The 14,816-nt window shown below is 59.5% G+C and carries 13 protein-coding genes; 6 read left to right on the top strand and 7 right to left on the bottom strand.

Translation table 11 applies throughout. The features are described from left to right. The first annotated feature begins 140 nt into the window (after nt 1-140). A complete protein-coding gene (locus VLU25_19820; protein HSR70187.1) occupies nt 141-416 on the top strand; it encodes a hypothetical protein in 276 nt (91 codons plus the stop codon). Between the two features lie 333 nt (nt 417-749). Continuing rightward, nucleotides 750-2,390 carry a S41 family peptidase gene (locus VLU25_19815; GenBank protein HSR70186.1) on the top strand — a complete coding sequence of 547 codons (1,641 nt, stop codon included), beginning with the start codon at nt 750-752 and terminating at the stop codon, nt 2,388-2,390. Nucleotides 2,391-2,469: 79 nt separating this feature from the next. On the opposite strand, the gene VLU25_19810 is transcribed toward VLU25_19815, so the two are convergent. Then, the gene (locus tag VLU25_19810) at nt 2,470-4,926 is read right to left on the bottom strand and encodes an ABC transporter permease (GenBank protein ID HSR70185.1); all 2,457 of its coding nucleotides are present in this window, start codon (nt 4,924-4,926) and stop codon (nt 2,470-2,472) included. A 365-nt stretch (nt 4,927-5,291) separates the two neighbouring features. Here VLU25_19810 and VLU25_19805 point away from each other — a divergent pair, with 365 nt between their 5' ends. After that, the gene (locus VLU25_19805; protein ID HSR70184.1) at nt 5,292-5,918 is read left to right on the top strand and encodes a DUF480 domain-containing protein; all 627 of its coding nucleotides are present in this window, start codon (nt 5,292-5,294) and stop codon (nt 5,916-5,918) included. Between the two features lie 19 nt (nt 5,919-5,937). Here VLU25_19805 and VLU25_19800 read toward each other — a convergent pair whose 3' ends face one another. Next, a complete protein-coding gene (locus VLU25_19800; protein ID HSR70183.1) occupies nt 5,938-7,158 on the bottom strand; it encodes a PP2C family protein-serine/threonine phosphatase in 1,221 nt (406 codons plus the stop codon). 411 nt (nt 7,159-7,569) lie between these two features. Here VLU25_19800 and VLU25_19795 point away from each other — a divergent pair, with 411 nt between their 5' ends. Beyond that, the gene (locus VLU25_19795) at nt 7,570-7,989 is read left to right on the top strand and encodes a type II toxin-antitoxin system VapC family toxin (protein HSR70182.1); all 420 of its coding nucleotides are present in this window, start codon (nt 7,570-7,572) and stop codon (nt 7,987-7,989) included. 642 nt (nt 7,990-8,631) lie between these two features. Here the strand turns inward: VLU25_19795 and VLU25_19790 are convergent. Beyond that, a complete protein-coding gene (locus VLU25_19790) occupies nt 8,632-8,841 on the bottom strand; it encodes a hypothetical protein (protein HSR70181.1) in 210 nt (69 codons plus the stop codon). 621 nt (nt 8,842-9,462) lie between these two features. On the opposite strand from VLU25_19790, the gene VLU25_19785 reads away from it, so the two are divergent. Together VLU25_19785 and VLU25_19780 are read left to right on the top strand one after the other, a co-directional pair. Continuing rightward, nucleotides 9,463-10,032 (top strand): helix-turn-helix transcriptional regulator, encoded by a 570-nt coding sequence (locus VLU25_19785; GenBank protein HSR70180.1) that lies wholly within the window; start codon nt 9,463-9,465, stop codon nt 10,030-10,032. A 335-nt stretch (nt 10,033-10,367) separates the two neighbouring features. Next, complete coding sequence (locus VLU25_19780) at nt 10,368-11,309, top strand: hypothetical protein (protein ID HSR70179.1); 942 nt, start codon at nt 10,368-10,370, stop codon at nt 11,307-11,309. Nucleotides 11,310-11,689: 380 nt separating this feature from the next. Here VLU25_19780 and VLU25_19775 read toward each other — a convergent pair whose 3' ends face one another. From VLU25_19775 to VLU25_19760, 4 genes are all read right to left on the bottom strand, one after another. Then, entirely contained in the window at nt 11,690-12,580 is an 891-nt protein-coding gene (locus tag VLU25_19775) for a hypothetical protein (protein ID HSR70178.1), read from the bottom strand. A 168-nt stretch (nt 12,581-12,748) separates the two neighbouring features. Beyond that, nucleotides 12,749-13,123 (bottom strand): hypothetical protein, encoded by a 375-nt coding sequence (locus VLU25_19770; protein ID HSR70177.1) that lies wholly within the window; start codon nt 13,121-13,123, stop codon nt 12,749-12,751. Nucleotides 13,124-13,220: 97 nt separating this feature from the next. Continuing rightward, the gene (locus VLU25_19765) at nt 13,221-14,033 is read right to left on the bottom strand and encodes an FRG domain-containing protein (GenBank protein ID HSR70176.1); all 813 of its coding nucleotides are present in this window, start codon (nt 14,031-14,033) and stop codon (nt 13,221-13,223) included. Nucleotides 14,034-14,187: 154 nt separating this feature from the next. Then, on the bottom strand, nt 14,188-14,816 hold a 629-nt coding region (locus tag VLU25_19760), incomplete at its 5' end, for a hypothetical protein (protein ID HSR70175.1).

The raw sequence follows: 14,816 nt of genomic DNA, 5'->3' as shown, positions 1-14,816 counted from the left end.
CAAGTATTGCTTTGGCTAGAATTGATTGATTACTTTTCTAAACGAGCAAAATTCGTTAAAGTAACTATGGTTGGCGGTACTTAGACTGCCAGTCGGTTGAAGGAACAAGAGTGGTTAAAACCATGGGGGAAGAATCATCCATGAGCAATAGATCGTCGTCGGGCGGCGATTTTGATCGCAGGAACTTAGTCGAGTTCGAAAGGACCGATTGGAAGCGGGCCGGCCTCTCTCATGGGCGCGTCACCAAGCGCTCGCACAAGTCCATTCACGTCAAGTTGCTGGAGGGCCGCGGCTCCAAGATCTTCAAGCCAATCGGGAGGCAGTGGGTCAGCCAAACTCCTTTCAGCGATGCCCGCTTCGTGCTGAGAAGGATGTTCGACTCCAAGGGCAAGGAAATCCCTCTCGACAGCCTTTGAACAGAGGATGGCGCCGCTTGAACGACGGCTCGGACGGGAAGAGTTGCGTCTTTCGGGAGGCCGCGCCGATTGAGAAACCGCAGGGCGAGCGAGTACGGTATACTGTGGGCTCCGAAAGGAGCGTCCCTGTCCATGTCCTGAAAGTTCAAGCCCGGCGCCGGCTTACAGAGCGGCGTTAAATGTTTGAACCTGGCCGCCGCTGCAACGTCAATAAAGAGCAGACGCTGCAACGTTTGAGAAGGCAAGGACGTCTCAAAGGTAGATGAAGAGGGTGAGCTTCAAAGGAAGAGGGTCAACTTCAAAGAGGGACGAGCCAACCATTAGAGGTAGTCGATGAAGCGATACAAGATAGGTGCTGTTTTTCTCATCCTGATTTTGGCCGGCGCTCTGGCCGGCGGCTGGTTCGGCGATGCCGTGCGGGCGGGCGGAGAAGTCGACCAGACGGCCCAGTTGGATCAATTGCTCAAGACCTTCTCTGAAGCACTGGCTACGGTCCAGTCCAACTATGCTCAGGAGGTTGATTCCGAGGAATTGGTAGGCAACGCCATTCACGGCATGCTCAACACCCTTGATCCTCACAGTTCCTACTTCGCCGCTCCCGACTACAGCAAGCTGCGGGAAGAGCAGCAGGGGCAGTACTACGGGCTGGGCATCTCGATCCGCCCCGAACGTCCGGGCACCGGACGCATCCGCATCGTGCAGCCTCCTTCCGAGGGAACCCCGGCCTCGCGGGTCGGCTTGCGCCACGGCGACATCATTTCGAGAGTCAACGGCGAGCCCATCGACGACTGGACGGTGGACGAGGTCATCTCCAAGCTGAAGGGACCCAAAGGCACCACGGTCGACATCACGGTGGAGCGTCCCGGCGCCGATGAGCCCATGGATCTGACCGTGGAACGGGACGCCATTCCCATCTACACCATCCGCTATGCCTTCCATCTGCGTCCCGGTATCGGCTACATCCGCATCGACCGCTTTTCCGAAACCACCAGCCATGAACTCGACCAGGCCCTGGAGCAGTTGGACGCCCAGAATCTGGAGGGCTTGATCCTCGACCTTCGCAACAACCCGGGCGGATCGCTGCGTCAATCGATCGAAGTTGCCGACCGATTTCTGGCCCGCAAGCAAGTCATCGTCTCCACCCGCGGGCGGGGAGGCGAAGTCGATCAACGCTACATCGCGCCCCATGGACGTCAGTACGACTATCCCATGGTGGTCCTGATCAACCGTCACAGCGCCAGCGCTTCCGAGATCGTCTCGGGGGCCCTGCAGGATCATGACCGCGCCCTCATCGTGGGCGAGACCAGCTTCGGAAAAGCCTTGGTCCAGACCGTCTTTACTCTCAGCGACAACCGCGGCTTGACCCTCACCACGGGCAAGTACTACACGCCTTCCGACCGCCTCATCCAGCGTCCCTATCAGGGTGGCGTCTATGACTGGGAAACCACTGAAGATCCTGACTTGTCGGGCGAAGCCCACCTCACCGACGCCGGACGCGAGGTGTTCGCCGGAGGCGGGATCAAGCCCGACGTGGTGGAAGAAAGCGACTTGCTGCCCAAACTGGCAGCCCAGGCCAGCTACCGCAATTACTACTATCAGTTCTCAGGCAAGCTCATCCGCGGCGAAGTCGACAGCGACAAGAGCTACGCCTACGCCTACGAAACCGTCAGCCAGTGGCCCGAAGAGAAGCAGGAAGAACTGGCCCAGAGTCTGACGATTTCACCCGACAGCCGCGCCATGGAGCTCTTCCGCGACTACCTGGAAGAGAAGAAGGTCGAGTTCAGCGAGGAGGAATTCGAGGAAAGCCGAGAGGTCATGGCCAACCGGCTGGAGCGCGAGGTCTTTTTGGCCATCTTCGGCGAGAGCCGGGCCATGAAGGTCACGCTGGAAATCGACAACCAGGTGCAGAAGGCCATCGAGTTGATGCCTAGGGCCGCCGAACTCTTCCGCAAGGCTCTGCAGGCCTCTAAGTAAGGCCCTTCCTCAGAATAATCCGCGACTTTGCTTTTAAGAGGGCCCTCCTTCGCCGAGGCTATGGAGGGCGTTGGACGCGCTACTCGTAGCGGAGCGCGTCTAACGGGCTGATCCTTGCCGCGCGGCGGGCGGGGACCAGGGCCGCAGCCAAGGCGACCCCCGCCAACAGCACCGGCACCAGCAAGAAAGTCAGCGGATCGAGCGCCTCGATTCCTACCAGCAGGCTGCTCAGCAGTCCGCTCAGCGCCGCCGCTCCCGCCAGGCCCATCAAGATGCCGGGGATGACCACCTTCATTCCTTGCCAGCTTATTTGGCCGATGACCGCTCTGCGGTCGGCGCCCAGGGCCATCCGGATGCCCACTTCGCGGGTGCGTCCCGCCACCGAGTAGGAGAGCACTCCGTAGACGCCGGTTACGGCCAGCAGCAGGGCCAGCGCTCCCATTCCAGCCAGCACGTAGCCCGCCATGCGGATGGGGAAGAGGCCCAGGGCGAGATGTTCGTCCATCGTCTTGAATTCCAGCATGGCCAAGCCGGGAACCTCTTCCTTGACCTCACGGCGGACGGTCTGCTGCAAAGCCTGGGGCGGACCCTGGGTGCGGATGATGAAGGACTGGAAAGAGACGGGGTTCTGGTAGAAGTTGAGGTAGAGGTAAGGACGCGGCGCTTCTCCCAGCGTCCTTACCTTGGTGTCCTGGGCGATGCCTACGATCTCGGCCTCGGGTCCCTCGAAGCCGCGATAGCGAAGAGTCTGGCCCAGCGGGTCCTGACCGGGCCAATAACGCTGGGCCATGGCCTGGCTGATCACCACCGTCAAGGGACTCGACTCGTCTTCGCCCGCTTCGAAATCCCTGCCCCGCAGGATGGGGATGTCGAGAGCCTCGAAGTAGTTCTCGTCGACGATGGCCGCGTCCACCTCGCGTCCGGGATCGCCCGGCTGAGGGCGGGCGTCCCCGGGCAAGTGGAACCCGCGCGAATTGACCTCCATGCCCAGGGGCACTTTGGAGGCTACCGACACCGACTTCACGCCGGCCAAGGAGGCGATGCGCTCTTTCAAAGCCTGAGCCATCCGGCGCGCGCCTTGCGAGCCCTCATGCCCGGACAGCCTGGCGTCCACTTTCAGCAGCAGGGCCTCCTCCATCTCGAAGCCGACCGATATCGACTGAGCCGCGCCGAGGCTGCGCACAAAGAGTCCTGAAGCCACCAACAGCACCAGCGACAGGGTCACCTGAGCCATCACCAGCAGATTGCGGAAGGTGAAAAAGCGTCGCGATCCTCCGAAGGTCATCTCTTCATTCTTGAGTGCGGGCACCAAGTCGGGACGGCTGCTGCGCCAGGCCGGAGCCAGTCCGAAGAGCAGTCCCGTGGCCAAGCTCAGGCCCAGGGCGAAGAAGAGCACGCGCAGGTCGGGAGAGAGATCGAGGGACAGGGGCAGGGGAATGGGGGGCTGAAAGGCCAGCAGCAGCCTGCCCAGCAGGAAGGCCAATCCCACCCCGATGAGGCCGCCGCTCAGCGCCAGCATCAGGTTCTCGCAGAGCAGTTGACGGATGATGCGGGCCCGGCCGGCGCCCATGGCCAAACGCACCGCGATTTCGCGGGCTCGGCTGGAGGAGCGGGCCAGCAGCAGACTGGCCAGGTTGGTACAGGCGACCAGCAGGACCAATCCGAAGAGTCCCATCAGAAGAGCCGCCACCGGAGTGAGGGCGCTGTCCACGACAGGATGCAGCACGACTTCATCGGTGGGCATCAAGGAAAAATCCCGGTTCTTGTTGAATTGTGGATACTCCTGCTCCAAACGGGCCTGGATGACATCCAGATTGGCCTGGGCCTGCTGCAGACTGACTCCAGGCTTGAGGCGGGCCACCAGGCGCAGGGAGCGTCCTCCTCGGTTGTTCAGATCCTCGCCGTCGTCGATCACGGCCAGCATGCTGCTGGTCACCCAGAAATCGATGGCCAGGATCTTCATGGAACTGGTGAACTCCTGGGGGGCGATTCCGACAATTTCAAAGGGACTTCCGCTGATCTCCAGGGTGCTGCCGAGCACCTCGGGATCCTTGCCCAGGACCCGTTCCCAGAAACGGTATCCGATCACCACAACCGGGTGGGCTCCGACCTTTCGGTCGTCGCTTTCGTTGAGCATGCGCCCGGCGTGGGCTTGCACCCCCAGCGTTGAAAAATAGTTGCCGCTGACCAACTCGCCGAAGGAAAGGCGGGTCTCCTGGTTGACGTCAATGCTGGCCAAGGTCTGATTCTCGCAAGCCACCGAAGTGAAGACCTCGTTCTCGTCCCGTATCTCGCGGTAGTCGGGATAGGACGAAGTGCCGTAGATGAAGCCGCTGCTGTCCCGGGTGTAGATCTCCACCAACTGCTGCGGCTGGTGCATGGGCAGGGTCGTCCAGAAAACGGCGTTGATCAGGCTGAAGAATGCCGTGTTGACGCCGATCCCCAAGGCCAGGGATACTATTGCTACCAGGGTGAAAAGAGGGCTCTTGACGAGCATGCGGAAAGCGAAGCGAAGGTCCTTGCTAAGATCTCTCATATCTCCAGAACGGATATGCAGGGCAGGAGGTTAACCGGGAAAAGGGGCAAGGATTAAACTTTCCTCCGGCGGCATCTTTATCAGCACCGACGGCGCCGAGTCCTGGCTGCATATGTCCGGCCGGTTGGGCTTTACCTTTGGCAGCGCCGAGGGTCTGCCGCAGTTCGACGTCGCAAGCGAGCAGGTTGAGGTGATCGAAGCCGCCCCCCGCGAGAGCATCGCCGCGCTTGCACTTTCATTGTCCGCCTTGGCCGTCTCTACCTCGGAGAGCATTTCGCTGTCCCTTGAACGGGGAGAGAGCTTCGAAGATGCCCTGGGAGTGCGCCAAGCTGGACCGAAGCGGTGTGGCGGGTTAATCTGATTCCATGCGAAGCATCCCCCAATTGGGACCCCGCGAGCGCCGTGTTCTGGGCGCCTTGCTGGAGAAAGAACAGACCACTCCCGAGTATTATCCGCTCACCCTCAAGGCGGTGGTGGCAGCCTGCAATCAAAAGAGCAACCGCGATCCGGTCATGAGCCTCGAGGAGGCCGACGTCCACAATGTGCTGCGGGTATTGGTGCAGGAAGGCTGGGTGGAACGGGTCTCGGGAGCCCGTGTGGACCGCTGGAAGCACAGCCTGGAGTCGGCCTACGACGTTTCCGACGACTGCAAGGCGCTGCTCACGCTGCTGCTCTTGAGGGGAGCGCAAACCCCCGGCGAACTGCGCAGCCGCAGCGAGCGTCTCTTTCACTTCGACTCGCTGGCTGAGGTCCTGGATCCCCTGCACGACCTCTCCCAGGCCGATCCTCCTCTGGTGGTGGAACTGGCCCGCCAGCCCGGCCAAAAGGAAACCCGCTGGATTCTGGCTTCCAACGACCTGGAACAGCCCACTCAAGAATCGGCCCCGCCGCGCCCCCGTCCATCCCCGCTGGAAGAGCGCATGGCCCAATTGGAAGAGCAGGTCGAAGACCTCTCCCGCCGCCTGACCGAGCTTGAGTCCCTGTTGAATTAGGCAAGCGGCGGCTCCCAGCTCAATGCACGCGCATCAAGAAGAGGGTGACGTCATCCTCCATGTTGACCCGTCCCCCGAACTTGTGAGCTTCGTCCAAGACCCCCTGGGAGATATCGTTGAGGGGACGGTCGTGGAGGCGCGTCAAGAGGCCGGTCAATCCCTCCACCCCGAAGAATTCGCCCTTGGGGTTCTGCAAATCGATGAGTCCGTCGGTAAACAGGGCCAGCAAATCGCCTTGCTGCAGTTCGGTCCGGGACATGCCGTAGGTGGACTCCTTGAACATACCCAAAGGAGGGCCTCCACCGGGCAGCGTCCGTAACTTGCCGCCCGGCGAGATGATGAGCGGATCGTAATGGCCGGCATTGCAATAGTAAAGGCGCCGGCTCTTCTCATCGAAATCGAAAAAGACCCCTGTCAAGTACTGAATGTATTCATCGCCTGAATGGATGGAGCGGTTGATGTAGTCGAACAGCCCGCTGAAGTCGCTGCGCCGGCCCATTTCCGAATGCAGCAGTCCGCGGAAGGTCGAGACGATCAGCGCCGCCGCCATGCCGTGTCCGCAGGCATCGGCCAGCACGCCTTGCAGCGTCCCCGGACGGGTGCAGAAGTAGTCGAAATAGTCGCCCCCCACCAGGGCCGAAGAGCGGTTGTATCCGTGAACCTCGCAGATGTCGCTGTAAGTGCGGTCGTTGCCGGGCAGGTAGCTGAGCTGAATCTGACGGGCTTTTCTCAGGTCTTCGTGGCTGAAGGTCTGGTCCTGGTTGACCTTGAGCCGCGCCGACGACATCAGCAATCCCAGCATGCGCGACACCACCTGGGCGGCCTCGCGCCCGGCTTCGCCCAACTCGGCTTGGGAGGGCTCGTCGTATTCCAGGATCAGCATGGCTTCAAGGATGTCGCGCAAGTAGAAGGGGATGACCAGGAAGCGCGGGTCGTCCGACGACCGGTAGGGGAGCCGGGTCTTGAGAGCCTCCCTCAGCTTCATCTGGGGCATGCGTCGTTGCAGCTCGAAACGGGCTTCGTGCCCGTAGCCTTCGAAGTGCAGCAGCACGAACTGGTCGCTGTGCTCGCGATAGTCCACCAGCGAAACCCGCGAAGTCCCGAACACCCGCCCCACCCCGGGCAGCACCATCTCCAAGAACTCGGCCAGATTCTTAGAGTCGATCAGCGCCCGGGTAAAGGCGATGCAAAGATGGCGCGAGTTGCGATGCTCAAAGTCCTGCAAAGTCTCCAGCGGCATAACCCGCGAATTGTAGCATCCCCCGGGCGCCGGAAACGTCTGCCTCGCATCCAAATCAAACCCTCCCGCATAGCTTTGCTCCGGCAGAGCATTGACAGGAGGTCATAGGTCATACTAGACTGACTCTGGTAGTAATTTTCGGCCAACGGTTGGAGTAGAGTGAGCGAATGGCTACCTCGGTAATAACTCGTAAGGGCCAGGTGACAATCCCCAAGAAGATCCGGGATGAGATACCCCTGCACATTGGAGATCGGGTGCGATTTGTAATCCGCGATGGCGAAGTCGTGTTGAAGCCGCCGCCCAAGAGCATCCTTGAGCTCCAGGGCTCGGTGGAGCCGAGTCGGCGCCCGGAGGATTTTGACGAGATCCGTGCCACGGTGAAAGATCGCCGTAGCGGGAAAGCACCCGAGAATGAATGATGACAAGGTAACGTTCGTCGATTCGAACGTCTTCTTACGATTCCTGACCAACGACGATCCAAGCAAGGCGGAAAAGGTGAAGGCTCTGTTCGAAAAGGCGATTGCGGGCGAAGTACAGCTTACAACGAGTCTTTTGGTCATCGCCGAGATCGTCTGGACGCTGGAGTCTTTCTACAGGCTGGAGAGGGCTGATATCGCTGACAAGGTGGAAACCATCCTCAGCACTCCCAATCTGGATTGTCCGGAGGTCGACATCATTCTCCCGGCACTCGACTTTTATGCCACACGAAATGTCGACTTTGTCGATGCCTACCATGCCTTCTGGCTCAAAACGCAAGGCCTCGAGCGCATCCTGACCTATGACCGGAAGCATTTTGGCCGCGTTAAGTGGCTGGAGATCCTCGAACCTTAGGATGCTCCTTCGGACCGACTGACTTCGAATCCGCAGGTCGGCGACCTTCGGTCGAACTCCCAAGCCCCAATTCTCAACTCACAAATGGGCGCACTGCTCTGCCATCCTACTTGGGAGTTGGTCCTTGGATACTGAAAATTGCGAAGCCCGTGCCACCCTCCAAACCCGCGGCTTTCCTGAGTTTTTTTCTAGTTTGCTGATTGGATGAAGGGAATGCGCCGTCTCAGTGTGTGAGAGGCGCGTGTGGGACATTGCTGCTTTCCCGCTCGAAAACCGACACAGCCTCGCGCTGGCTGCGAGTAGAAGCCGAGAGACGCTGCGGAATGATCGAATTCCTTTGCATGGTCCTCACGCGTGCCGTACGCTTCGTAGTCGATCCTGCTTCGAGCCTGGGCTGACCGACCACTGCGAACGACCCCGACCGCAGGCCAAGTCCAACCATCGCAAGCGCTCTATTCCTAGATTCGCAAGCCGACCCTGTAGACAGGTCACGACGGCCTGGTGCTGCCGGACGCAGGCGGACGTCGTCGCATGCACTGGACTCAGCTATGGACATCACCGGCTCTCGGATCTCTACTTGGTGAGGCCAACGCCCTGGCGATTAGCAGCCCGGGGGCTTCCGGCCCCCGCTGCATCGCCTTGTTAGCCGCCCTCTCGCTGCGTCTTGATGTCGTCTATAATGTCCTTTACGGACATGCCCTGAAACAGTTGGTCGCGCTCTGCCGTGTAGTCGCCAGAACCTGCCCGATACTGATTCAGAAAGCGAATCGTATTGACTATGCCGATTTCCCGGATCAACGCGGCGGTAGCGCGTTGGTTGACCACCGAAATCGTCTGAATCTGCGCGGTCACTTGAGAACCTCCTGCACTAGATTAAGGACTGAGACAACCTTACACTGAAGCGATGAGATCGATTGGCTGCGACGGAGCAGTCTGTCATCGCATGTGACGAAATAGTCTGCCCGAGTCTGGGACGCTAGAGCGAGATGGATCGCGTCCATCGCGCGGACACCCTGATCCTCGAGCGACTCTGCCAACCTCCCAATCTCTCCTGTTAATTCGAGCCGCTCTTTGGCAAGTGCCAAGACGGCCAATACCTCGTGTCGACGCTCGCGATCTGGAGTTCGAGAGACCTCGTACTCAAGCGCATCCGAACTCAAAAGCGATAATTGCCCAGCCTCCGCAGAGGCCAGGATGGCCAGGACCGCCTCGGCTTCGACTCTGATGCGTGGCTGCGTCTGATCATCAAGCGGGCGCTGAAGGCAGCAGCAGTCCAGGTAAAGTCGCATTTAGGAATTGTACCAGCCTGCGCTACTCCTCGGCGGATACCGCTTGGCTGACCGGCGGTGCATCTCGGCGTCCGGCGCAGCCAGTGTTTGCGTTATTCCCGTTCCATGACAGCCGTCAAGTTCGATTCACGGGCGGGTCGGATCTATTCTGGCCCGCCTTGTCCTCTCCCGGAAGGAAAACGTCATGAGCAACGATCCCGTCAACGATCTCGTCATCCGCTTCTTGCGTCACGAGCGCCTGAAGCACGGCTTGCAGGTGCGGCAGATCTGCGCCATCAGCGGCATCCCGCTCGGCTCCTACTCCTCTCTGGAGACGGGCCGCTACCGCTTGACTCCCGGAATCCTCCTACGGGCACAATTGGCCTTGGGCTGCTCTATCGAGCGCCTTTGGCCCTTCGGCACTTGGACGGTAGGCCCTGTCACCGACGATCTGATTCGGACGATTGTGGCTGAGGCGGAGAAGCGCCTGCCCGTTCCGCCGACCATCGAGGACGTGGTGGAAGCGGTCTATCACACGACCGGCATCGGTTCCAGAAGACGGGGGATCACGGAAGCCAGGGCCATAGCGGCCTACCCCGTCTCGCGGACGCCTGAGTTGATCCTGAACGATCTGGCGCGGGCCATGGACATGAATCCCTCCAGCCTGAGCCATTCGATCGTGCGGCTTGAGAAGCGGGCCGCTCATGATGAGCACTTCCGGGCCTTGCTCAAAACGGCAGACAAGTGGTTCAAGCGGGTGCTCAGGGAAGAATAGACGTGTCCCCCATGACCCGGCTCTATTGGGAGTTGCCGGGCCGAGGGCGAGCCCTGAACCGCCAATCCGGCCAACAAGCAGCAGGACCGATTCGAAAGCTGCCACGTCAAGCCCGTTGCCGTCTAACCCAAAGCAGACCACCATTGCGTTTTTCGCTGGAGACTCTTCGCCGACTCCTGCTATCGTGGGAACACTCTGGGCGCTTGTCGCCCTATCGTCTTTTGGCGGGCATGTATTTCTTAGCCCGCCGCTTTCCGTCTGGACGCTTGCAAGCCAAGCCGTCCTGTGAGAGGCCGCCGAGCCGGCCAAGTTCTCGATTCCGAATGGGAGAAACGATGACTCACGAGCAGCGCGTCCGCAACCTTCAGCGCTTGGGCTACTCGTCTCAGCAGGGCGACTTTCTGGCCATGGCTGGAATGCTCTCGGGTTTTTTCATGCGCCGCCAGTACCGTGCCTTTGCCGGAAGCCGGGGCAACGGCCCCGCCACCCGGCTGGCCCGCCGCGTCTTGGCCTCAGGCCATGCCTGGACCCGCGAATTTCCCGGCAGGCTGCTCCTGTACCAGCTCTGCTCGCGCCAATTCTACCGAGCCCTGGGAGAGGAGGATTCACCCCACCGGCGCAGGAAGCGCAGAATGCCCTACATCCAACGCCGGGTCTTCGCCCTGGACTTCGTGTTGGCCCACATGAAGCGGCAGCGTCGCTATCTGTACACCCAGGATGAGAAGATCGATGCCTGCCTCAGCCGGGGAGCCCATGACCTGACGCTGCCTTGGCGCGCATACCAGTTCGGCAGCGCGGCCAAAGAGCACCGCCGCTGCTTCGCCGACCGCTTCCCGATGTACGTCGCTCAGGACGGGGTCCTGTGCTTTTCCTTTATTCACTGCGCGGAGGAGGTGGCCATCGAGAGCTTCAAGACCCACCTGATGCACTACGAGCCGCTGTTTCGGTCCTTGGACCGCTTCCGGCTCTGGGGAGTCTCGACCGACCGCAGGGTATTGGAGAAGATGCGCGTCTTCGCGGGCGACTACCTGGAGGGCGCGGAATACGATCAGCGGGTGGAGCACTACCAACTGGAGAAGCTGTTCCGCCAAGAGCGCATCGCCGAGATGGGCCAAAAGGGGCTCGACCGGCTGCGCGATCTGCGCCATGCCTACAGCGAGCGGACCGGCCAGTGGAGGCCCGCTGAGAACAAGCCGCTGCCTGGGACGTTTCACCCCTACCTGCTGCGCCACAGCTACAAGGCCCTGGCCACTCTGATCCCCCATTGGTGGAACTGAGACCCGTGCACTCCCTTTCCTTCACCCCGCACGGGGGGTTTTCCGCTTTTCAGACTTGAGAATGCAGCCGTTACGGGGCTTGGACGCTTCGCCGTGGGACGGGGAATGGGCGGGAGCGACCCCTACTGCCTTCCGTCCGTCCGCCCCAGGCGCAAGGAGGTCGCTCCCGCCCATTCCCATCTGCCTTCTCGTTGCATCTTCCTCGAAAACCGTTCCGGTGTCCGCTCGGATTCCCGGATGTTCTAACCTCAGCCTCACCCACACTGAGCTAACGCGGTGCTTGAGCTGCGGCCTACAGAAACAGAAGGAGGGAAAAGCCAACAAGCCTACGCTGTGGGCCGTCAGCTCCGAGCCTTTGTTAGGCCGCGATAGATCGTAGCTCACTCTCCAAGATCTGCGGTTAATCTGCTGGGCTCGTCAAGCAACAGATGACGATATAAAGACACAACCGCGCCGTGAGTATGAGTATAGTCATTCACAAGGAGTGGCGGTGTCCAAAACATGCCAAACCGGCTTTTAGGATGGCGCGTCGCCACCCACCTGTCGTGCTGATCCTCGAGGAAATCAGCAAGATGTCCGCCTCGGGGAAACCGCTCCCGCAAGTAGTTGTGCGCGTCCGTATAACTCGGATTCTTTACACCCTCTCCTAGAAGACGCTTTCTGATTAGTTCTAGAGCAGCCTCTCTGGAGATCTGGATGTTGATGAAGGCCTCTTCACCGAAAAGTTCGTGGGCCATCAGATGCTGTCCCTTTAGCAGGCAATACAACCCCCTTAGAAGCAAAGAATCTGCCAGTTCGATCCGGTTGTAGATGACAACGCGATCTGCCTGTATGAAATCCCAATCGTACAGCCGATATGGCAACTGCGATTCTGCCAGTTTCCGGCAGTCACTCTCCGCTTCCACGGTAATACTGGCAATAACCTCAGGTTCGTCCAGCGACAGTTCCGTGTCGATGGGCAGGCGTCTATTTGAGGGATATGGCGCAAAGGTCAATGCACCCTCGCCTTCGGGAATAGCAAGTGCTAAAGCAGCCAGGAGTCGCACCTCAGCTGGGAAGATCCACGGCATCTCTGGCCAGTAGTCGCCGAGGTCATGATTGCTCGATTTTACTACCGTAACGACGAAGGTCGGGTTGGCTAAATACAAAGCTCTAGGAGTAATGAACGGTGTGCTGATGTATTTCGTCACGGGTTCATACACTCGGATGCGGTAGCCACCATATGCGTTCTCAAGGAAGCGACGACCCTGCTCGAGCAAGTTCTTATCCATAGAAGAATCCGATCAGCCTAACATGCGGTTCAGACTGCGCCCAACAGCGCTGACCACCAGCGCCGGGGCCCGGCGCCCGCCGCCAGAACGTACCACGGATCGATTGGAGCCGAGCTGTTGGGCGTCAGTCTGCAACCGCTTGTTGGGCGGCGGACCTTCTCGGGCGATCTACCACGCCTCGATCAGTTGAAGGAAGAACCCGATGGACAGAAGGCCGATCCCCAGGATCGACAACACGAACGAGCGACGCTCGTGGGCATCGCCGAGCTGAGAGATTTCATTCTCCAGTTTGGTCTTCTTCGGATCCCATTCCGCCTTGAAATCACTGACGAACGCCTCAATCTCGGTTTCCTTGTAAGGCGGATCAGGAAGTCGGCGGGTTTGCTTCTCCATGTCCGCCATGAAGTCTTCCAGATTGGCGAGTTGACGCTGTGCAACCAAGCGACGGTTCTGCTTCGGGTATCCCCAGAGGATCGGATAGGCAAGGGCCCAGGCACCAGCTATGCCGAGGATAAGGCCGATCACGGTAAGGGGATTCATCATTCTTCCTCCCGCCGCCTAACGCCCAGCATCACCGGGCCACCGCCGGGTGACACTCTATTCAGAACCGACGGATCTGCGGCTCCGGTGCATGCGATGGTTAGGGAACCAGTCGAAACTGAAACGCTAAGTCGCTACCTAGACCTTCGAGATCTGGAAAGATCGTCGAGTAAGTCGTTCCAGCCACCGATAGATCGTCGGCCAACTCTGGCTTGCGGTCACGAGAGATTTTGTATTCTACCAATATGTTGGCAGCGGACCAACCGTTCTCAGCAAAGATAGTTCGAAGATCACGGTGATCCGCGCCGTGAAGCGTAAAGCACGCCTTTTGTGCCCGCATACGCCCGTGGACTGTCGAGGGAAAAACCGCTACCGGCCACTGGAGGAAGGTGATAGGCGGCCGAACCGGAGCCCCGTTTGGGCCGAGGACCACCTCATTCTGAGTGCCAAAGGCGAACTTGATCGTCTGGAGAACGCGGCCCTGAACCCACGTAACTGGAAACTCGGAGATGCCGAGAACCTGCTCGTTTAGAAATATCGGATTGAGGGCAAAGACGGCGCCGTCAGAACACTGCGCGATATCGCGACTTGTGATCCAATCTAGGCAGGCGAAGAACAAGGCTGTATTGAGACTCTCCGACCAATCAAGAAGACGCGTTGGGGCCCTGTGATGCTGCATCAGGAATAGCCATTGATCTAGACGATTTGTGTCTAGCTCGACGCCAAATCCAGGCGCCAAGAGACGGAATCGCTTTGTCAGCGGGAACTCGTGTTGCTGGTTTCCATTCCTGAGGATCGACGGCACCAGTTGCCAGTTAGGTCGTTCATGCCCACGAAACCATGGTCTGCCGATTCGAGGCATCTCCCAGTGTCCCGTCACGCTCGCGAGATGTTCGTGGATCTCGGTCAGCAATGGGTACGTTCCTTTCTCCCTAACGGCTCGGCAATAAGCTGCGAGCCGAGGTGGCAAGGGACGTGCCTATGCACGAACCGTGACACCGCAGGATCGACAGCTTCATTGCCTTCGTTAGACAGCCTCGCTCTCTGCGCCGGCTGATGCAATCAACTTAGGGAACTGTTTGGTACTTCTCATCGAGTTCTTTCGCAATCTCGTTGAGGCCGTCAAGATTGCTGATGACGTGATCGCGAAAAGCATGCGCATCGGCCTTCTCGAACTGCGGAGCATTGCCTGAAAAATACTCTTCAAGACGCTTGAGGCCATGTCTTGCCGGTTCTGAGCGATACTTGACGACGTCGTCGATTGCAGGCAGTTCACCGCGTTCTGTCAGAATTCGTTCGAAGGCGTCTATTGCTTCTCTGATCTGTTCAACATGCGAAGTGCCGATCCCGAGGCTCCTGCGCCCCTCGATTTCTTCGAAGATTTTTTCGAAAACCCACCCAAGGGTATGAGGGAAGGCGCCGGCCACGCTTACATCCCTGAACCGTTCCCGGTGGGCAGCCTCATCCGCCCGAAGTGCTGCTACAAACGTTTGAAGAGCGGACTCGATAAGCGCACGCTGGTCATTGATCAGGGCCGGTAGGTCGATGGCGTTGATTGTCTGCGTGCCATCCGCTCTCACTGTCAAGAGATCGAAGCCGCTTCGAGACATGGAGACTCTTGAGATGAAATTGAACGCTCGGCCAGGTGCACCGCCACGCCGAGTTGGGTGCCCAACGCTGTCATTGCGTATCTCAC

Source organism: Acidobacteriota bacterium (assembly GCA_035471785.1).
In the GTDB taxonomy this organism is placed as follows: domain Bacteria; phylum Acidobacteriota; class UBA6911; order RPQK01; family DATIPO01; genus JANQFM01.
Note: the sequence above shows the minus strand (reverse complement) of the source record. Positions and strands in the feature narration are given on the sequence as shown.

Bases quoted from the DNA above. Each gene is read 5' to 3' on its own strand.
- VLU25_19820 (HSR70187.1), top strand. From the start codon at position 141: ATGAGCAATAGATCGTCGTCGGGCGGCGATTTTGATCGCAGGAACTTA.
- VLU25_19815 (HSR70186.1), top strand. From the start codon at position 750: ATGAAGCGATACAAGATAGGTGCTGTTTTTCTCATCCTGATTTTGGCC.
- VLU25_19810 (HSR70185.1), bottom strand. From the start codon at position 4,926: ATGAGAGATCTTAGCAAGGACCTTCGCTTCGCTTTCCGCATGCTCGTC.
- VLU25_19805 (HSR70184.1), top strand. From the start codon at position 5,292: ATGCGAAGCATCCCCCAATTGGGACCCCGCGAGCGCCGTGTTCTGGGC.
- VLU25_19800 (HSR70183.1), bottom strand. From the start codon at position 7,158: ATGCCGCTGGAGACTTTGCAGGACTTTGAGCATCGCAACTCGCGCCAT.
- VLU25_19795 (HSR70182.1), top strand. From the start codon at position 7,570: ATGAATGATGACAAGGTAACGTTCGTCGATTCGAACGTCTTCTTACGA.
- VLU25_19785 (HSR70180.1), top strand. From the start codon at position 9,463: ATGAGCAACGATCCCGTCAACGATCTCGTCATCCGCTTCTTGCGTCAC.
- VLU25_19780 (HSR70179.1), top strand. From the start codon at position 10,368: ATGACTCACGAGCAGCGCGTCCGCAACCTTCAGCGCTTGGGCTACTCG.
- VLU25_19775 (HSR70178.1), bottom strand. From the start codon at position 12,580: ATGGATAAGAACTTGCTCGAGCAGGGTCGTCGCTTCCTTGAGAACGCA.
- VLU25_19770 (HSR70177.1), bottom strand. From the start codon at position 13,123: ATGATGAATCCCCTTACCGTGATCGGCCTTATCCTCGGCATAGCTGGT.